We start from the raw sequence: 16237 nt of genomic DNA on the forward strand, positions 1-16237 counted from the left end.
TGAGCCATCAGCCATCACGTCGGTTGGAAGAGTCCTCTATATCGTACCGCAACTGTGCCGTCGCATTCGCGAGACTGGCTTCGACCTGATACGGCGTTTCGCCTGCCACGATCACATGGCCGATCCGGTCCCGATAGTCGCCATATCGCCGAACTTCATTCCCATCCGCCACGTAGAGTTCAACCTCCGAGACCGACGGCATCGCGCGAGCGGCATTCAAATCCGACTTCCATCGGACGAAACCCTCGGCGCCCGGATTGAGAAACCGGATGGAAGCCCATCGGTGTCCTTGCGGTGTCAGGTCGATCCTTGCGCCGGTGACCAGCTTGATTGTCTCTGAGACGACGTCGACGCCTATCGCCAGCCGTATCAGTTCCGGAATCATGTCGCCGCCCATCCTGGGATTGACCTCGATGATGACCGGGCCCCGACTATCCAGCCGCAGTTCCGTATGCGCCGGACCCCAATGAAGATGCAGCGCGTCAAGTGCGGACACGACCGTGTCGGCAATGGCAACCTCATCCGACCGACGCAAGGCAGCCGGGAAGTCATGGCCAACTTCGACAAAATATGGCAATTCCCCCAGATGTTTCCTGGTGATGCCGAGCACGACATCTCCAACTGTCTCAACGGAATATTCCAATCCCACGATGAACTCTTCGATCAAAACATCCCGGGCCATTGCCTCGCCGCTCGACAGCAGATGGGCCACCTGCTCTCCAACATCTCCACCGTCCAGACAAAGACGCACGCCGGTGCTTCCACTTCCGACCACCGGCTTCACGATCACCGGAAATCCGATCCGGTTCGCTGCCTCGACGGCGGACGGGACATTGTCAACCAGTTCATAGGCCGGCGTAAGCAGGCCGGCATCCTTGAACGTGCCCCGCTGGAGGAATTTGTTCTGGCAGTTTTCAATTGCCTGGCCATCGGCGCCGGGAAGTCCGAACCGGTGGCAAAGACGAGCGGCCATTGCCGCATAGGCACCCGAGGTGGACAATATCCCTGCAATCGGAACCTGCTCCTGGAGTTCATCGCAAACTCGCGCCATCGCCCCAATGTCGGCGGTATCGGCGATAACCGTATCGACCGCCTCGCCTTCCAGGTTTCGATAGCGATCATGTCCGCTTGTCACCAGGATGGGGCGAAGACCCCGGCGGCGGGCTGCCCGAAAGAAGAGGTGCCCGCTAGTGCTGCTTTCCAGGAAAACCAGTCGTCTGTCTGGCATCGTGCTTGCCTCCCTTTTTCTCGTCATGGCCGTAGCCAGCCGGCAATGTCGCCTGCACCAGCGTCCTCTGGTACAACCTCGCAATACGCTCGCCTACACCAGGCGAAGCGCGTCCAGCTGGTAAATTGCGAGCTCGGCTCCGCTGTCGTTGCGGGACGTTCGGGGCTGCTCTTGATCCATTCGGGACTGTTTGCCGCCAGCCAGTCGTCGTCATAGGCGGTGTCGATATATCGATGGCCTTCGTCGGGCATTAGCACCACGGTATTTTTGTCCCGGTGGCTGGCACTCCACCAGGCGGCGACCTTGAACGCTGCTCCGCTTGTTGGGCCCATGAACAGGGCATGGCGATGGTGCAAATCGCGGGTTGCCCGAAACGTCTCGGCTGCGGAAAGCCAGTGGACCTCATCCACCTGTGTATGGTCGACATTCTTCGGAATCATGCTGCCGCCCAGTCCGCGGATCAAGCGCGGTGCGTCCTGCTGCCCGAAGAGCACACTGTTCATCGTGTCGACGCCAATAACGAAGAGGTCCGGAAACAACAACCGCAGATAGCGGGCTGTGCCGCAGAGCGAACCGCCTGATCCCACGGTTCCGACGAGGCAATCGATGCGGCCGATCCGTTCGGCCAGCTTCGCGGCGACCTTGGCGTAGGACAGCGGGTTGTCCGGATTGTCGTACTGGCGAGGCCAAAATCGGGAACCATTTTCGGCAAGCAGTTGGTGCAAGCGGTCGAGCCGCGCCTGTTGCAAGCCACGCTGCGGTTGGGGATCCGTGATGATCTCGAGGCGGACGCCAAGTTCCAGCAACCGCCTTTGCAGCTTTGGGTCGATGGCCCAGTCGCAGACAATGATCAGCCCATTGCCGGACTGTGCCATCACCATCGCCAGCGCCAGCGCGAAGGTGCCGGAAGAGGTCTCGCAGATACAGCTCTCGGCCGTTATCTCCCCGCGCTCAAAGGCGTGTTCGAGCATAAATCTTGCCGGCAGGAGCTTCATCAGGAAGAATGCGGCGCCATACAGATTGCTTCCGATCCGTACCAGTCGAGGATCCTCGAAATCCTCGAGCTTTCGAAAATGGGAATTTGCCATAACGCCCTCGCCTGGGATTGGGTGTTCACGCGTTGAAGATCCGGAATTGGAAGTCGGCTGCGCTGAGAGCGGAACTCGCACGATCGATTTTCTGCGGCGTCTCTGGAGACCGGGGGTCGAACATCAGGCCGACAACCGTCCCGCTATGGGCCACCTGGATGCCGAAGGCGCCGCACCTGCCGGCTATCTCCTGGAGCGCGCGGAGACCTGGTTTCGGCAGGAACCTCTCATTCAGGTTGGCGCTCGCAGTCGCAACTCGGCCGAGGAGATCCAGGTCTCCGAGCCGGATGGCCCTCTTGAGCAGGCTGCGCAGAGACTTGAAGGCCTCGGCTTCGAAAGTGTCGTAGTGAGCCGGCACGAAATCGAGTGTCGAGACCGTCTTCAACGGCTCGGTGTCGACACTGATGATATCGATCGGAGGAACCGGCCGGTGGAATGGCTCGATCACAGCCCCCTCCCGCTGGGCAAACAACACGGCGTTCTGAGTAAAGAGGGTCGCGTCGCACGCAGTTTCCGCCTCTACGGCGACGCCCATGATCTCTTCATGGGTCCAACTGACACCCAGATAGTCGATCACTGCACGGATCGCCGCCAGCACATCGGCGGTTGATGAACCAAGACCTCGACCGACGGGTATGTCCGACGCAATGACAAGGTGCCCGCCGCAGTTTTTGAACCCTGTCCGGAGCATGGCGAGTTCGGCAGCCCTTCGTGCCTTTTCACAGGAGGTGGGAGAGACAGTCACATGTTCATGTGCGTTGGGGAAAAAGACCGCTTCTGACCTCAGATGGCGGCAGGGAAGGGAAACCAGTCCCCGATGCCTATGACATCTCTCGTCCTCGAATATACCCTGCAGGATCTCGCCATGATGAGCCCGAGCCTCTCCAATTCCTCGCGCGTTCGGCATTTCGACCTCCCCATCGTCCTGTGGATGACAGACGTGACGGACTGATCGTGTCACCGAGTCGGGAGGAATTCGAGGCGAGCATCGTGAAGATTGTGCAATTTTTTGTTGAGACCTTTGCAAAGGACAGGATCTGCGTCATGCAAGGTCGCACAGCCCTAGATCGGCTCTGTCACCCCCTGCGCATGTCTTGAATCGACCCCCAAGGACCAGGCGAGGGAGGATGGCTAACTGCCGATCGGCATGTCCGGGAACTGCTCGCAATTCTGCGACTTGCAGCCTGCAAAACACGAGCGATAATTGCCCGGAAACGCTTCGCCTGCTTAGGGATAGCCAGGCCGACCGGCCCAGAGACATCCAGTATTCCGGTCATATCCTGACGCAGCTTCTTGAGGATGGACGGTGTCTCCGACTGTGATGCTGGTTTCCCCCAGCCTGGACTTTCTTCTTTTCATGAAGCACATGCTCGAAACAGATGGTTTCGCGGTGGTACTGGCTAAAGATCCCGATGAGGTCGTCGAACGAGTCAAGATGATCAAGCCGCAAGCGGTAATCGCAGAGTGCCGTGCCTCGAGCACGATGTGCCGTGAACTGTGTATACAGCTGAAGACCGCCCACTCGACGCGCTCGATGGCCTTCATACCATTGATCGAACCGGGCGCGGAGGCACTTTACCTCGAGATGATCCAGGCAGGCGCTGACAGGCCGTTCCATCGCCCGTTCGAGCCAATCAAGCTTCTCGAGTATCTTCGTACCCTGTCTGCCGACCGGCAACGCTCGGACCAGCAGGGAACATTGAGATCGGGTGGGATCGAACTCAATGTCCGGACCCGCCGCGTTCGGCGTGACGGTTTGATCGTCAATCTCGGCGCCCTGGAATTCAACCTCCTACAGATATTCCTGCAGAATCCGGGTCGGGTCTTTCGACGCGAGGAGTTGATCGCACTCGGCTGGCCCGCGAATACCTTCGTTGACAATCGTACCGTCGATGTCCGGATCGGACTGCTGAGGAGGTCACTGCGGTCGAACGGCGGAACGGATGTCATCCGGACCGTTCGCGGCATGGGCTACGCATTCGACGCTGATCAGCAGGAATAACCACTGGCGTCTGACATATTGCGGTCACGCATCTTTCCGCTCCGTCGTGGCGCTTGACAGGCAATTACCGTATCCCGTTGAGAAACAGGTCTTCACATTGGGCCGGCGTGTAGTCAATGCCGTTCGGTCCATCATCATGGACCGCCTTATGAAGGGTCCGGACGGTTGTTTGCGACCGGACGGCAACCTTCAATAAGCTTCAACCGCGTCGCGTGGACAGCGGCCTGTGCACTCGTGCTGGCGTTGAGCTTCTTGCGCGCGTTGGACATGTGAAAACATACGTTGGAATACTTCATCCCTTCGATGGTCGCGATGTCTCGAAACGATTTTCCCTGAGCATACCATGTCAAACAGATGGCTTCTTCAGGCTTCAGCTTGGCAAGCATGCTTCCGTTTGCGCGACGACGATTTCGCAATTGAGCATGGATATGTCCGACGGTCGCGGCCGCAAAAACGGGGTCAATTTCGAGACCACTTGTCACAGCATCGTGGCGAGAGGCTACCGTGAGCATTGCCATTCCTCCAAGACCGATCGAGATCGGGAAGGATAAACCGGACCGGATATTGAACTTGGCGGCACGGGTGAAGAAGTCCTCGATCCGTCGATTTTGGTCATCGCGGTAGATCGCGGCCGACCAGTGGAATGGACGCAGTATCTCCCGCGCTGTTGTCACCACTGGGTCGATGGAAAAATAGGATCTTGTCATATAGTCCGATTTCCAGGCGGCAGGATAATTCGACCTCGCGCAGACCTTTGCGCCGAGCCCCAGATATGCGTAATATTCATATCCATAGTCTCGTGTCAGCGTAGCGAGGGCGGCTTCAAAACTCGCGCTTGTCTCGGTGGTTTCCAGCGCATCACTCAGCGCCTCCAACAATCCGGTCATAGCCGTCCTCTATGTTTTTTACGGGCTTGATCCGGTGCAGCAACAATCATGCAAAGCCCGCAATGGATGGCAGACTTCCGCGGCTATTCCGGGTCAGACCAGGTTCAAGGTTGTCGCGATGGCGGTCGCCTGCTGCAGGGTCATGGCATCCAGCCGCGCTCGTGCCTCGTCAAGATGGAAACGAACAGAGGTCTTGGCAAGACTGAGCAGTATCGCGATCTCCTCCATCGTCTTTCCTTCTGCAGACCACTTCAAACATAGTGCTTGCCGAGGTGTAAGTCTCGGAGTGACCGTCGCTGTGGGAACTGCGTCAAGCAGAGTGAGATAGGCATGCACGAGCGTCGCTGCCGTCGCTGCCTTGATAGGATCGTCGAGATCTCCAACGGCAAAGCTCGTTTGCCCGGAAGCGAATGTCAGGATCGCGCTTGATCCGAACCCCACCGAAACCGGAATGGAAATTCCCGACCTGATGCCGAGTTCTGCTGCTTCTTCGAAAAACCTCAGGACCTGACGCGATGGTTTGGCTTGAGGCGCCGCGCTGGACCATGAGAACATTTGCATTTTTGACATCGAGATTTTGATCACCGGATCTATCCGGGAATAGGAACATTCGAAATAGCGCCTTTGCCAGATCAGCGGATAGTTCGAGAGAGCATAGGTTTTTGCACCGCTTAGCCGTAGATAGCAGAAATATTCGAATCCCCATCGCGCCGTCACTCGACGCAGCACGCGTGACACGTCACGCTGATCGCTGGCAAGGGACACTTCCTCTATCAGCCCATCCAATTTGTCGCTCATCGGCCACCTCGCGGTGCTCATCTCGGGTTTGACTGGATACCTCGCACCAACACTACACCTCGTGGCATGGGTCATAACCGGGCAAATTGAGGGCTTCTCACGCGCATTTGATGACACATGATCATGTTTACATCATTAATTTTGGCGCACCGCCGCATTCGGAAGTCGGAACCCCCTCAAAAATGAGAGCTTATCAAGCAACGCGATCAAGGCTCGAATGCGGTTTTCAAATCCGCGAGGTCGCCATGAAGATCATTGCCCTGCAGACGTCAAACCACCACGTCGAGCAAACCCTACTTGAAAAAATGTTCGCGCTTCGCGCACGCGTGTTCCAAGGCCGTTTGAATTGGAATGTCACCGTAGTTGCCGGCGAGGAGCGTGACGAGTTCGATGAACTGGATCCCCACTATCTGCTCGCCGTCGGAGTGCGCGACGACGTGCTGGGAACAGCCCGTCTCCTTCCAGCAATGGGGCCGACAATGCTGGAAAGGAAGTTTCCAGCCCTTTTGCCTCAGGGAAAGCTCGCGCCGCATAGCCGCATGGTGGAAAGCTCCCGCTTTTGCGTCGATACCTTTTCGCCCGGCAGATCAGAGGGCTTATTGCATGACGCGACCCTCAGCCTGTTCGCGGCGATCATCGAATGGTCGATCAAACACGGCTATGATGAAATCGTCACGGCGACGGATCTACGCTTCGAACGCTTGCTCCGCCATGCCGGCTGGCCGATGAAGCGCCTCGGGGAGCCGCAACTGATAGGCAATGTCGTAAGCATCGCCGGCATTCTGCCTGCTGACGCTCACAGCTTCGACCGGATTCGACCACCAACCTACCGATTGGAGGAAAGGCTTGCCCGATCCGCTTCTCGATCTGAGCATGAGCATGAGCATGAGCATGAGCATGAGCATGAGCATGAGCAGCGCTCACAATTCTAAAGCGATTGTCCAGCCGAACGCCCGATTTCAAATCCAATAGGACCCCTCATTCTCCAGATGCAGATGCGAGATTGCAAACCCGATAGCCTGGCGCAGACCGTCCCGCGCCGCTGCTGCCCCATATCGAACGGGCTATGGAGGTGCGTCACGCCACAAGTGCTGGAGTATCAAGAAAGATCCTGACATCAAAGCTAGCTTCACTTTTCCAATGGAGCTCATCATTGTGTTTCACCAGGAAACGACAAATGCAGATGCCGGCGCTCCAGGAGAGGATAGAAGAACTGACGAGACTGCTCCAAGTTGCTCGAACCTGAGGGCGCTACGCCAAGCTTCTGGATTGGGCGAGATCAACCCGGCCAAAGGAGCGGGGCAAAATTCAAGGACGGCGACAGTCGGAAGCAGATAGACAATACGAACGCCATCTTGAGAGCAATCGGACGGATGTAACTTGCGGTAGTTTTCACCGTAGGAGGATTCGGCGTAACCCAACGTCTTCTTCGATTCGAAATCGCCGAAGTCGGCGGCTTGTGATCTTCCAGTGTCAAGCTTTACGACGTCCAGGGTTTGCTGCAGACATTCACGGCTTAACAGTCGATCGGACTACTGAGGGAGCTAAGCTGTTGCCCCGGACGTCAGACCATAACAGGCCGCGCCTAGACCTATAGTGACCGGCCAGACCCAAAATGGGCGATTGCGGAAATCGACAAACCTGGCCACTACCTGTGTTCGTTGCATCACGCGCTCGACTGCATTCGCGCACTGATTACATTTCGAGATACTGCATGGATGATGAAACCGATGACTTTTGGGTGCTCCTGGCCCATCATGCCGAAGTCATAGCCAAGTTAGACAATTTGCAAGCCAAATCGTACCCCACGATCAAAGACAAGCGGGAAATCAAGATACGAGCACTTGAAGAGCAGTCGCTGCGCGAGCGGCTGTTGGACTTCAAACCCAGTTCCAATGCCGGCGGGCAGACCAAACTGCTCTATTTTACGCTATTGCTTGCGAAAACCGAAACGTCCCTGGATGACCAGGCGATTGCACGGCTGTTGAGATCGCTGGATCACATCCTCTGAAACGGCGGTCGAAGGCTTAAGAGCTTCCGGTCTTTTCTTGAAGGACATGGACCGTTTCAAGCAGCTTTACGACCGATTCCATCGTGTCGCTCGGAAGGTTTTCCAACAAACCCATGATCCGGATGCGCGCTTCCGCCTCCATCTCCGTTTTTCCCCATAGTTGGGGTGCTGTGGGGTACAGCATCGCGAGCGGCGAGATACCGAGCACCTCACTCAGATGGATCAGGCGGCTCACCGTCATCTTGGAGGAATTGCGTTCATAGCGACCATAGACCTGCTCGCTCAAACCCACGAGAGTTGCCATGTCGGCTCTGCTCAAGCCCTTTTTCTGGCGACAGCGCCGCAGCTCCTCACCCAGTTTATTATCCAACTCGTCAAAGGTGGAAATGCCATCGAAGCCCTGTCTGCGATAGACAGGCTTTTCATTGTCAGGATCGGTCGTCTTGACCAATTCCAATTCCGCAATGTGATTATCTAAATCTTCTGCCATCATCCACCGACCCAAAATGCGACGTCCGTTCATACATCACGCTGGTGCCGGATGGCTATCGGCTCGCGGTAAAAAGCGCGGATATCACCCTTCGCCACCGCAAACTAGCGTATTGATAAAGCGAACCAATGTCGTTCGTCCTTACCCGTCGTCTGGTCCCTGATGTCAAAGAAATAGGGGTCCGATCGCCGCGGTCGATCCTGGAACTCCGTGTAGCTGCAGGAATTGTCACCTTGGTATTGCCGTGTGACGCCCGGAGCCCTCGCGCTGCCGCCGCTGTCCGAAAAACCGGACCGTCGGGGTCCGCCCTCGCAACTCGTGACCTGGCGCATGCATCTCGAGAACTCTTGGCGAGAAAGGTCTCCGTTGCCATCACCGCCGGCGGTCGCCGTCCAGCCGAAAGGGCACTCGGCATAGGGCTGGTAGCCCGGTTTTCCCGCTCCGCCCTCGGGGCAGGTCGGCCAGGAGAAACCCGGCTTCTTCATCGCGGAAATCAGCTTCTTCATTGGCGGGTGGCAGCTTTCGATCCCTTGCCACGACGGGTTGGAAGACGCGGCGCAAAGCAGCACTTCGCAGCCCCATTCGCTCGCAAACGTTTGGAGAGCATGGGCGAGGAGCGCGGAGAAGGCGAGCAACGATGCGAAGAGATATCTCACGGAAAAGATCCTCGTCAGGTGCAGACATTAGCGGTCTCGGCGGGCCGGTTGGCGGCGAGCGTCGATGAATGGCGACGAGATCTCGCTCTGCCGCGTGGCCAACAGGTTTAGATCGGCAACGGGGCGGCGACCCAGCGTCTTGTCGACCGCTCTTTGCCGCCACTCTACCATGTCGAGTACGTACGTCGCCCAGATGCCATAGCGCGCATCCATCGCGTAACGTTGCGCGGAGCGATACCGCTCGGGAACCCTTCTCGGATCGACCACGCGCGCCAGACCGACGCCGATCATATCGAGCGCGAGGTCGCGTCCATCGACGACGCAGGTTGCGCCGCTCAGGTTCTCGGTCAAGTTCACGCTGACAGTGCAGACCACGCGTCTCCCGGAGATCGTTCTTTTGAGCCACGCCTTTGCCAGGGCTCCGCATGGCACCGGGGCGAGAGCCAGGCTGCGGGGATCGGTCGCGTTCGGATCAAAAGCCCATTGGGGAAGTTCGCAACTGTCGATCCCAGCAAGGCGCACCAAAAGCTGCGACGTCGGAAACCACAGCGTCCGGCCATCAATCACAGTCACCTTGCCCTCGATTTTCCGCGCTATCGGCCGGTTGGTTGACGCAGCGCTTTTGGGTGCAGGCCTGAGAAGGTCCGCTGAGGTCGATGCATGCGGCACCAGCGTGAGCATCAGCAGCGCAACTGTTCCCGTTCGGATCATTTCTGCATCCTCGCGTTTTTCGCCGCGTGGCTTAGAAGGATCGATGGGTGCTGGACATCATCGAATTGCCAAAGACCACGCCGGGCTTCTCGCGCCTTTTGCTCGGCAACCGCATAGGCGGGATATACCGGCAGGCCGTCGCTGCTAAGGCTGGCAAAGCCGAAGCCTTCCGTGATCATCATCATCGCGAGGTCAAGGCGTTCGCCGCCGACAGTGGCGTAGCAGGTCACGAATGTCAGATCCGCTTGCGTGGCAACCGGGGCGCAGAGCGGATGCGTGTCTCTCACATAGGCACCCAAGACGGCGATCGATGCCTCGCCACAGTCTCGCTTGTTTCCCGACCGATCGGTGTAGAAGGTCTGACGCAAGCAGGACTGCAGCCCATAGATGCGGTAGCGCCGGCCCGCGGATATCCAGGTGTCACCCGTTTCGAAGGTGACGTTGGGTCCGAAGTCGAAATAACCTGCGGGAGCGCCGCTTGCCGGGAAGGCGACGAGAAAAGCCGCCAGCACGATGCGCGCAAGCTGGCCCGTCATTGCTGCTGAACTCTCGGATCGGCCCACATTCCAAAGCCGCCCCGCCCGATTTTTTCGGCCGGCTCCAGGTCGGGGCGCAAGAAGCTGCCGTCCTGCTTTTTTGAGAGCCGTAAGGCGCCGAGCGAAACGAGTTGCTCCTCGATATTGTCGACAGCGTCGAGCGACCCCGGATAGTCATAATAGCCGAAGCACGTGACATCCTGCGTGACGGCATTTTTCTCGGTCAGGAACGCCCGACAAAAAACGACCTTGGCCGCCCTCACCAAGGTTTGGAGCTGCTGTTTCGCATAGTCGCTGCAGGTACCGACGAACCCCTCCTTTTGATTGACCACATCGCCGATACAGGGCTGAAGCCCGTAGAGGCGCAACGTGGTCTTCGCGTCGACCGCAATATCGACGGGCGATCGAACTTCGAATCCGGTCGCCGAGGCAAATCCCTTCCGGTCGACGATTTTCCCGCCCGGATCATAGTACTCGACCACCAGAACCGACTTTCCGGGCGCAGCCAGCGATTTGAGATAAGCCGGGTCGACCTGTCCTCCGGCCGCAGCCGGGATGGCCGCTGTCAGCAGAGCGGACAGACACTGGAGGCTCCGATGGACGGATATTACCCTTTGTGTTCTCATAAAATTTCCTGAGACCGCATTTTTGTACTTTCCGACTCGATTTTTTCGCGCTAACTATGAACACATTCGGTAACATTCACAAGCAATATTTACGGTACAGATCTCCGCTCGAATCGACCACGGCGATGAGGAAGCGGGGCACACAAGAGGGTTTCATCGCTTTGAAGACGATCGCGACCTTGGCGTCCCTGCCACTGCTTATACTCTCGCCGCAATCGGCCCATCCGTTCGATTCGACGAGGTTTTCGTCGGAATTTACTCAGACTGGCGGCCTTCCCGCCCATGCGAAGGACCGCTCCTCCCCGTCACCGCACGTCGAATTTCTCCTCGATCGATCGGGAAGGCTCAATCCGCCTGCGGACCGGTCGGAAGCGAACACATCCGGTTCGCGGTCAGGTGATTTCGCGGTGCCAGCCTCCGACCGGCCACATCCAGCACCCACCAAACATTCCCGCCCGGATATGAATACATTGTATTCATCAGCGGACCTGAGACACGTCCGGGAAGACTGCGGACCCTCCCCTCTCAGCCCCGCGCAGATCGAAACTCTGGTAGGGCGCACAGCGGATGCATATGGCGTCGATGCTGATTTCGCTAAGGCGATCACGTGGACCGAGAGCCGTTTCGATCAGGTTCGCAACAGCCCCACCGGCGCTCGTGGGCCGATGCAATTGATGCCGGATACAGCGCGCGAATTGGGTGTCACCGATGCCTGCGACCCCGCATCCAATATTGATGCCGGCGTCCGTCGTTTGAAGGCACTTCTCGACGAATTCCGAAATCCGCTGCTTGCCGCGGCCGCTTACAATGCCGGCGTCCAGGCAATCTACGACAATGGCGGCGTGCCACCCTATCCGGAAACGGTCCGCTATGTAGCCTCGGTCATCAATCGGCAACTCGGCCTGGGGTTGCCCCACGCGAAGGCGCCCGACCGACCCGGTCCTGCCGGAGAGCGCCCTGCCATTTCCAGCGACCAGGTCAGCGACGTGCTCGGCGCCAAAGGCAGCCAGTTCGTAAACGGCGTCATGCATTTCTGAAACAAAGGAGATTTAAAATGGACATCACCCTGTCTGCCCGACAGAAACGCGCAATCCGTCTGACGACGATGGTCGCGGTGGTGGCCGCTTCGCACGCGCTCTCCGCCGACGGTGCGATGGCACAGGCAACAAACCAGGCTTTCGCACCGCTGCAGACTGTGGTCCAGGCGGTCGTCGACTTCATCACCGGCCCATTTGGACGTTTGGTCGCGATCATCGCAGTCATCGGACTTGGGTTTCTCGCCTTTGCCGGGCGTCTGAGCTGGTTCACGGCCGGCGCGGTCGTTCTCGGTATCGGTCTGGTGTTTGGCGCGCCCGCGATCGTCGACCAACTGATGTCCACGGTCGGAAACTGAGCGATGACCGAGTTCTCGGACGACAAGCCGACACTTACGCCGCTGATCATCGGGCTAACCCGGTCGCCGACCTTGTGGGGCGTCCCTTACATGGCGGTGGTGGTGGTGATCGGCCTGACGATCATCGCCTGGCTCGCGACCAACACGGTCTGGGCGCTGATGACCGCCCCGCTCGCCTATCTCGCCCTCTTCACCCTATGCAGCTGGGACGGCCGCATCCTCGACGTGTTGCAGGTCGCAACGCGCATGACGCCAAAAACCCCGAACAAATCTTTCTGGGGCGCAAACTCATACGGACCCTGACCATGCTGAAGCTCATCCGGGAAGAACTGGGTTTTGGAGCCGCGGCCGCTCGCGAGCGATCGATGTCGAAACATATCCCTTATCTTCGACATGTAGCCGATACCGTGATCAAACTCGAAAACGGCGCCTTGCTGTCGATCATCCGACTGAACGGCCTGTTTTTCCAGACGGAAGACCAGGCCGAACTCAACATGCGCTCGGTGGTCCAGAATACGATGATCCGCGCACTCGGCTCCAGCCGCTTCTCGTTGTGGTCGACCGTCATCCGCCGGCAGGTGGAGGCGGGTCTCGACAGCAATTTCGATGCACCCTTCGCCGACCTCCTCAATCGTCGTTATATGGCTGAGCTTGGCGACAAGCGCATGTTCACCAACGAACTCTACCTCAGCGTCTTGCGCTCAGGCATGCGCGGCGCACTGGCCGCTGGGGACACGGCGCGCCGACTTTTCGACAAAGCCGGAACACGTGATGCGGTTGACGGTCAACTCCGAGAGTCCGTCAGCGAACTGGAAGAACTGGTCGGCAATCTCTGCCGCGACCTCCAGAAGTATGGGGCGCGTCCGCTTGGGATCGTCTATCGCGACGATGAACCCTATTCCGAGCCCTGCGAATTTTTCCAGTCCGTGCTCACCTGCGGCATTCCGCGCAGGATGCGCCTGCCGCGCATGAGCATCGCCGGCTACGTCGGCAGCTCCCGACTGCATTTTTCCCGGCGCACACTGCAGGCTCAAGGAGCAGCCCGCGAAGACGACCGCTTCGGGGCAATCCTCTCGATCAAGGAGTACCCGCCGTTCACTGGGCCAGGCATGCTCGACGGCCTCCTGCAGATGAATCATGAGTTCATCCTGACGCAATCCTTCACGATCACCGACAAGCCGATCGCGCAGGAGCGGATATCACGTCTGAAACGCCAGATCGCGGCATCCGACGAAGCCGGCAGCGATGTCGAGAACGATATCGATTTCGCCCTCAACAGCCTGATGAACCAGGAAGCGGTGTTCGGCCTTCATCATCTGACGCTGCTGTGCCTGTCGCGTGACGTCGAGGGTGTCAACAAAGCGGTGTCCGATCTGGGCGCCTGCCTCACGGACATGAACGTGAACTGGCTGCGCGAGGACCTCAACCTCGAGGCAGGGTTCTGGGCGCAGTTGCCTGGCAACCATTCCTACATCGCCAGAAAGGCGCTGCTTTCAAGCGCCAACTTCGCCGGCCTTTCGTCAATGCACAATTTCGCGTGCGGCCAGACGGACGGCACCCATTGGAAAACGCCGATCACGATCCTCGAGACCACTAGCCAGACGCCTTACTGGTTCAACTTCCATCGGCGCGACATCGGGCATTTCCTGGTGACCGGTCCGACCGGCTCCGGCAAGACCGTTGCCCTCACCTTTCTTCTGGCGCAAGCGTTTCGGGTCTCTCCGACACCGAGGGCTGTGTTCTTCGACAAGGATCGCGGCGGCGAGATTTTCGTGCGCGCCATGAACGGCGCCTACGAAGTACTGATGCCAGGCACCTCGACCGGTTTCAATCCGCTGCAGATCGACAATACCGGCCCGAACCGCGAATTCCTGCTTCGCCTTCTGAAGGCCATGCTCCAGCGTTGCGACGCAGCAGGGTTCGATCAGGAAGAGGAAGATATCCTCGAGCGCGCCCTTTTCCGGTTGATGCAGGAACCGACCGCCCAGCGCAACCTCGCCAACCTGTCGGGGCTGTTGATCGGCCGCTCGCGGGCCGGGCCGAACGATCTCAGCGCGCGCCTGCGCCCATGGATCGATGGCGAGAAAGCCTGGCTATTCAACGCAACCCATGACGTTCTCTCTTTTTCCGATCGGCAGGTGTTCGGCTTCGATATGACCCGTATCCTCGACAATGAGGAGATCCGCACGCCGGCACTGATGTATATTTTCCATCGGCTCGACGAGCTTCTCGACGGCACGCCGGTGATGATCTTCATGGACGAGGGCTGGCGACTGCTGCGGGATCCGACCTTCAGCGACTTCATCGTCGACAAGATGAAGACCATCCGCAAGCTGAACGGCATCGTCGGTTTCGGAACGCAGTCGGCCGCCGACATCGCCCGGGCGCCGGCCTCCCATACGCTGATCGAGCAGTCGGCGACCAATATCCACTTCCCCAATCCCCGCGCCGACGAGGAAAGCTACATTCGGCGCTTCGGCCTGACGGTGAAGGAGTTCAACTTCATCCGATCCACGCCGCCCGAAAAGCGCACCTTTCTCGTCAAGCATGGCAATGACAGCGTCATCGCTCGTCTCGATCTCGGCACCATGCCCGACGTGATCAAGGTTCTTTCAGGCCGCAAGGACACCATCGAGGAATGCGCCCGGCTGCGGGAGGAACTCGGAGACGATCCATCGGCCTGGCTGTCCCGCTTCTGCGGCTGGAGGGCCTGAGCATGACAGCGCTCCACCGCTTCGCCCCTGTCGCCTTCGCTGCGCTTGTCGCGGCGATACCCAAAATTGCACTTGCCGATGTTCCCGTGATCGACAACGCGATCCTCCAAGAGGATACGGCGCGCGACAAAGCGACCAGCAAGATCGAGACAACGACCAAGGATCGCCATACGATCCACACATCCGTCACCTGCTCGATCTACCGCCCCACGCGACGGAACGATCCGGTCGGCGCTGCCGAGCAGAATGCCGAGATCTCAGGGCGCGCACGTCGTATCGCCCAGGAGGAAGGTGTCGATGAAAGCCTCTTTCTGGCTCTCATCTACCAGGAAAGCAGGTTGAACCCGTGTGCCAAGTCCTCCGCCGGCGCGACCGGCCTGACCCAACTCATGCCCGGCACGGCGGATCAGCTAGGCGTCGACGAAAACAACATCGAGGACAATCTGCACGGCGGCGCCCGATACCTGAAGCAACAGCTGCGCAAATTCGGCGGCGACACCAACCTCGCGCTTGCGGCTTATAATTCGGGGCCAGGCAATGTCAGCAAATATGGTGGCATTCCGCCGTTCAAGGAAACTCAAGGCTACGTTCGCAGCATTACCCGGGACTGGCTTCCCGCCTTTGGTGGATCCGACAAGTCCGGCATCCCGCTGAACTACGGCCGCGGCGCGACCGCCTATTCCGGCATGCGCGATTCGACCCTGAACGCCATGGGGACCACGAGGGCAACCTACGAAAGCCTCGGCAACGTGTCGAGTTGGTACCAGCAGCTGGCGGGCCTGCAGACGGGCACGATCCAGGACAGCTGGGACCACAATTCGACCGCGCGCAATGCCAATCTCGAAATGATGAACAACGTCATCAAGCTTGGCGCCGCGATGGCGGATCTCATCAATTCCCACAACGCTGTCACGACGTCGGATATATCGAGCACTTCGCGATCGACTGCGAGCGATAACGGCGACGATCCTCCACGCGATACCACCGGCCTCTGCGATCCACGGCAAGGGCTTGTCTGGGATCCCGAGCAAAAGGCCTGCGTCGCAAAACGCGAAGAAACAGCCGACATCCAGCTCATGCTGCAACCCCAATAGGAG

At 58.7% G+C, this 16237-nt stretch carries 18 protein-coding genes; 9 read left to right on the forward strand and 9 right to left on the reverse strand.

Going from position 1 to position 16237, the window contains the following annotated elements; translation table 11 throughout:
* Positions 1–7 precede the first annotated feature (7 nt).
* Genes ACSQ3G_RS28345 through ACSQ3G_RS28355 form a run of 3 tightly spaced genes read right to left on the reverse strand, consistent with a single transcriptional unit; the run spans position 8 to position 3061 of the window.
* Positions 8–1228: an ATP-grasp domain-containing protein gene (locus ACSQ3G_RS28345; RefSeq protein WP_436112644.1), complete on the reverse strand. Its 1221-nt coding sequence runs from the start codon at positions 1226–1228 to the stop codon at positions 8–10.
* A 23-nt stretch (positions 1229–1251) separates the two neighbouring features.
* Complete coding sequence (locus ACSQ3G_RS28350) at positions 1252–2316, reverse strand: cysteine synthase family protein (RefSeq protein WP_436112645.1); 1065 nt, start codon at positions 2314–2316, stop codon at positions 1252–1254.
* A 25-nt stretch (positions 2317–2341) separates the two neighbouring features.
* Positions 2342–3061 (reverse strand): GHMP family kinase ATP-binding protein, encoded by a 720-nt coding sequence (locus ACSQ3G_RS28355; protein ID WP_436112646.1) that lies wholly within the window; start codon positions 3059–3061, stop codon positions 2342–2344.
* A 72-nt stretch (positions 3062–3133) separates the two neighbouring features.
* On the opposite strand from ACSQ3G_RS28355, the gene ACSQ3G_RS28360 reads away from it, so the two are divergent.
* On the forward strand, positions 3134–3268 hold the full coding sequence (locus ACSQ3G_RS28360; RefSeq protein ID WP_436112647.1) for a hypothetical protein: 135 nt from the start codon (positions 3134–3136) through the stop codon (positions 3266–3268).
* 354 nt (positions 3269–3622) lie between these two features.
* Positions 3623–4318, forward strand: a complete 696-nt coding sequence (locus tag ACSQ3G_RS28365) for a winged helix-turn-helix transcriptional regulator (RefSeq protein WP_436112648.1) — start codon at positions 3623–3625, stop codon at positions 4316–4318.
* A gap of 146 nt (positions 4319–4464) precedes the next feature.
* Here ACSQ3G_RS28365 and ACSQ3G_RS28370 read toward each other — a convergent pair whose 3' ends face one another.
* Positions 4465–5205, reverse strand: a complete 741-nt coding sequence (locus ACSQ3G_RS28370; protein WP_436112649.1) for an autoinducer binding domain-containing protein — start codon at positions 5203–5205, stop codon at positions 4465–4467.
* Positions 5206–5298: 93 nt separating this feature from the next.
* On the reverse strand, positions 5299–6003 hold the full coding sequence (locus tag ACSQ3G_RS28375) for an autoinducer binding domain-containing protein (protein WP_436112650.1): 705 nt from the start codon (positions 6001–6003) through the stop codon (positions 5299–5301).
* 245 nt (positions 6004–6248) lie between these two features.
* Between ACSQ3G_RS28375 and traI the strand changes: the two genes are divergently transcribed.
* Both traI and ACSQ3G_RS28385 read left to right on the forward strand, forming a co-directional pair.
* Positions 6249–6935 carry an acyl-homoserine-lactone synthase gene (traI, locus tag ACSQ3G_RS28380; protein WP_436112651.1) on the forward strand — a complete coding sequence of 229 codons (687 nt, stop codon included), beginning with the start codon at positions 6249–6251 and terminating at the stop codon, positions 6933–6935.
* A 782-nt stretch (positions 6936–7717) separates the two neighbouring features.
* The gene (locus ACSQ3G_RS28385) at positions 7718–8014 is read left to right on the forward strand and encodes a hypothetical protein (protein ID WP_436112652.1); all 297 of its coding nucleotides are present in this window, start codon (positions 7718–7720) and stop codon (positions 8012–8014) included.
* Between the two features lie 16 nt (positions 8015–8030).
* Here ACSQ3G_RS28385 and ACSQ3G_RS28390 read toward each other — a convergent pair whose 3' ends face one another.
* The 4 genes from ACSQ3G_RS28390 to ACSQ3G_RS28405 all read right to left on the reverse strand — a co-directional run bounded on the left by ACSQ3G_RS28390 (position 8031) and on the right by ACSQ3G_RS28405 (position 11033).
* The gene (locus ACSQ3G_RS28390; protein WP_436112653.1) at positions 8031–8507 is read right to left on the reverse strand and encodes a helix-turn-helix domain-containing protein; all 477 of its coding nucleotides are present in this window, start codon (positions 8505–8507) and stop codon (positions 8031–8033) included.
* Positions 8508–9187: 680 nt separating this feature from the next.
* Complete coding sequence (locus ACSQ3G_RS28395; RefSeq protein ID WP_436112654.1) at positions 9188–9871, reverse strand: thermonuclease family protein; 684 nt, start codon at positions 9869–9871, stop codon at positions 9188–9190.
* Positions 9868–10407, reverse strand: a complete 540-nt coding sequence (locus ACSQ3G_RS28400) for a thermonuclease family protein (protein WP_436112655.1) — start codon at positions 10405–10407, stop codon at positions 9868–9870. Before ACSQ3G_RS28400 ends, ACSQ3G_RS28395 begins: the two co-directional genes overlap by 4 nt.
* Complete coding sequence (locus ACSQ3G_RS28405; protein WP_436112656.1) at positions 10404–11033, reverse strand: hypothetical protein; 630 nt, start codon at positions 11031–11033, stop codon at positions 10404–10406. Before ACSQ3G_RS28405 ends, ACSQ3G_RS28400 begins: the two co-directional genes overlap by 4 nt.
* A 461-nt stretch (positions 11034–11494) precedes the next feature.
* Between ACSQ3G_RS28405 and ACSQ3G_RS28410 the strand changes: the two genes are divergently transcribed.
* Genes ACSQ3G_RS28410 through ACSQ3G_RS28430 form a run of 5 tightly spaced genes read left to right on the forward strand, consistent with a single transcriptional unit; the run spans position 11495 to position 16234 of the window.
* A complete protein-coding gene (locus ACSQ3G_RS28410) occupies positions 11495–12070 on the forward strand; it encodes a lytic transglycosylase domain-containing protein (protein ID WP_436113218.1) in 576 nt (191 codons plus the stop codon).
* Positions 12071–12087: 17 nt separating this feature from the next.
* Positions 12088–12426, forward strand: a complete 339-nt coding sequence (locus ACSQ3G_RS28415; RefSeq protein WP_436112657.1) for a TrbC/VirB2 family type IV secretion system protein — start codon at positions 12088–12090, stop codon at positions 12424–12426.
* A gap of 3 nt (positions 12427–12429) precedes the next feature.
* A complete protein-coding gene (locus ACSQ3G_RS28420; protein ID WP_436112658.1) occupies positions 12430–12729 on the forward strand; it encodes a VirB3 family type IV secretion system protein in 300 nt (99 codons plus the stop codon).
* Positions 12730–12731: 2 nt separating this feature from the next.
* Positions 12732–15140, forward strand: coding sequence for a VirB4 family type IV secretion/conjugal transfer ATPase (locus ACSQ3G_RS28425; protein WP_436112659.1), 2409 nt, complete (start codon positions 12732–12734; stop codon positions 15138–15140).
* 2 nt (positions 15141–15142) lie between these two features.
* Complete coding sequence (locus tag ACSQ3G_RS28430; RefSeq protein WP_436112660.1) at positions 15143–16234, forward strand: lytic transglycosylase domain-containing protein; 1092 nt, start codon at positions 15143–15145, stop codon at positions 16232–16234.
* Positions 16235–16237: the final 3 nt, after the last annotated feature.

The sequence above is a fragment of the Neorhizobium tomejilense genome (assembly GCF_964254135.1).
GTDB lineage: Bacteria > Pseudomonadota > Alphaproteobacteria > Rhizobiales > Rhizobiaceae > Neorhizobium > Neorhizobium tomejilense.

What these genes read in the sequence shown, in the direction of transcription:
- ACSQ3G_RS28370 (WP_436112649.1), bottom strand. Translation starts at nt 5,205, where the DNA reads ATGACCGGATTGTTGGAGGCGCTGAGTGATGCGCTGGAAACCACCGAG.
- traI (WP_436112651.1), top strand. Translation starts at nt 6,249, where the DNA reads ATGAAGATCATTGCCCTGCAGACGTCAAACCACCACGTCGAGCAAACC.
- ACSQ3G_RS28405 (WP_436112656.1), bottom strand. Translation starts at nt 11,033, where the DNA reads ATGAGAACACAAAGGGTAATATCCGTCCATCGGAGCCTCCAGTGTCTG.
- ACSQ3G_RS28430 (WP_436112660.1), top strand. Translation starts at nt 15,143, where the DNA reads ATGACAGCGCTCCACCGCTTCGCCCCTGTCGCCTTCGCTGCGCTTGTC.
- ACSQ3G_RS28350 (WP_436112645.1), bottom strand. Translation starts at nt 2,316, where the DNA reads ATGGCAAATTCCCATTTTCGAAAGCTCGAGGATTTCGAGGATCCTCGA.
- ACSQ3G_RS28385 (WP_436112652.1), top strand. Translation starts at nt 7,718, where the DNA reads ATGGATGATGAAACCGATGACTTTTGGGTGCTCCTGGCCCATCATGCC.
- ACSQ3G_RS28400 (WP_436112655.1), bottom strand. Translation starts at nt 10,407, where the DNA reads ATGACGGGCCAGCTTGCGCGCATCGTGCTGGCGGCTTTTCTCGTCGCC.
- ACSQ3G_RS28420 (WP_436112658.1), top strand. Translation starts at nt 12,430, where the DNA reads ATGACCGAGTTCTCGGACGACAAGCCGACACTTACGCCGCTGATCATC.
- ACSQ3G_RS28390 (WP_436112653.1), bottom strand. Translation starts at nt 8,507, where the DNA reads ATGATGGCAGAAGATTTAGATAATCACATTGCGGAATTGGAATTGGTC.
- ACSQ3G_RS28425 (WP_436112659.1), top strand. Translation starts at nt 12,732, where the DNA reads ATGCTGAAGCTCATCCGGGAAGAACTGGGTTTTGGAGCCGCGGCCGCT.
- ACSQ3G_RS28415 (WP_436112657.1), top strand. Translation starts at nt 12,088, where the DNA reads ATGGACATCACCCTGTCTGCCCGACAGAAACGCGCAATCCGTCTGACG.
- ACSQ3G_RS28395 (WP_436112654.1), bottom strand. Translation starts at nt 9,871, where the DNA reads ATGATCCGAACGGGAACAGTTGCGCTGCTGATGCTCACGCTGGTGCCG.
- ACSQ3G_RS28360 (WP_436112647.1), top strand. Translation starts at nt 3,134, where the DNA reads ATGCCTATGACATCTCTCGTCCTCGAATATACCCTGCAGGATCTCGCC.
- ACSQ3G_RS28410 (WP_436113218.1), top strand. Translation starts at nt 11,495, where the DNA reads ATGAATACATTGTATTCATCAGCGGACCTGAGACACGTCCGGGAAGAC.
- ACSQ3G_RS28375 (WP_436112650.1), bottom strand. Translation starts at nt 6,003, where the DNA reads ATGAGCGACAAATTGGATGGGCTGATAGAGGAAGTGTCCCTTGCCAGC.
- ACSQ3G_RS28345 (WP_436112644.1), bottom strand. Translation starts at nt 1,228, where the DNA reads ATGCCAGACAGACGACTGGTTTTCCTGGAAAGCAGCACTAGCGGGCAC.